General features: G+C 71.4%; 1 protein-coding gene and 1 pseudogene. Both read right to left on the bottom strand.

Annotated elements, in window-relative coordinates:
• Positions 1 to 489: pseudogene (locus AB0D10_RS46330) on the bottom strand (electron transfer flavoprotein subunit alpha/FixB family protein); the annotation flags it as partial.
• A gap of 42 nt (positions 490 to 531) precedes the next feature.
• A partial coding sequence (locus AB0D10_RS46335) for an electron transfer flavoprotein subunit beta/FixA family protein (protein ID WP_360269161.1) occupies positions 532 to 1316 on the bottom strand: 785 nt, incomplete at its 5' end.

Consider the following 1316-nt stretch of genomic DNA (forward strand, 5'->3'; position numbering starts at 1 on the left):
CGCGGCCTCCGGGGCGACGGCGTTCGGCTTGACGGTGATGACCGGCGCGCCCTTGGTGACCTTGGACTTCACCTGGAAGGACGCGGCGAACACCGACTGGGTCGCGACCGGGCCGCCGTCACCGGCCTCCAGGTCGACGGCGTCGGTGATGATGCCGGAACCCAGGCGCAGCGCGACGCGGGCGGCGATTTCCTTGCCCTCGCCGGAGGAGGTGACCAGGACGGCGGCGGCGTCGTTGGCCTTGGCGATCTGGGCCAGGGCGTCCACCTTGGGGACGACCAGCCGGTCGGCGAACTCGGTGCCCTCGGCGACGTACACCTTGGCGGCGCCGTACTCGGCGGCCTTCGCGGCGATGCCGGCCGCGGCGGCGCCGGCGCCCAGGACGACGGCGGACGGCTCGCCGACGCGGCGGGCCAGGGTCAGCAGCTCCAGGGCCGGCTTGCGGACCGCACCGTCGGCGTGGTCCACCAGGACGAGAATCTCAGCCATTGCTCAATGTCTCCGTGTTCGCAGGTTCGAGGGGTGGGGGGCTCAGATGAACTTCTGGTCGGCGAGGAAGGCCGCGAGGGACTTGCCGCCCTCGCCCTCGTCCTTGACGACCGTGCCCGCGGTGCGCGCCGGACGCGCCGCCACCGACTCCACCGCCGTCCACGAACCCGCCAGCCCGACCTCGTCCGCCTCGATGCCCAGGTCGTCCAGGTCCAGCGACTGCACCGGCTTCTTCTTCGCCGCCATGATCCCCTTGAACGACGGGTACCGGGCCTCACCCGACTGGTCCGTCACCGACACCACGGCCGGCAGCTCCGCCTCGACCAGCTCGGTCGCCGCGTCACCGTCACGACGGCCCCGGACCACACCGCCCTCGACCGACACCTCCGACAGCAGCGTCACCTGCGGCACACCCAGACGCTCCGCCAGCAGCGCCGGCAGCACACCCATCGTGCCGTCCGTCGACGCCATGCCACCGATCACCAGGTCGAACCCGGTCTTCTCCAGCGCCTTCGCCAGCACCGCCGACGTCCCGATCACATCGGACCCGTGGATGTCGTCGTCGTTCACGTGCACGGCCTTGTCCGCACCCATCGACAGCGCCTTGCGCAGCGCGTCCTTCGCGTCGTCCGGCCCGACCGTCAGCACCGTCACCTCGGCGCCCTCGTTCGCCTCCGCGATCCGCAGCGCCTGCTCCACGCCGTACTCGTCCAGCTCCGACAGGAGGCCGTCCACACCCTCCCGGTCGGTGGTGTGGTCGTCCGCGAAACGACGGTCACCCGTCGCGTCCGGCACGTACTTCACACAGACGACGATCCTCAAGCTCA

The sequence above is a fragment of the Kitasatospora sp. NPDC048545 genome (assembly GCF_040651155.1).
GTDB lineage: Bacteria > Actinomycetota > Actinomycetes > Streptomycetales > Streptomycetaceae > Kitasatospora.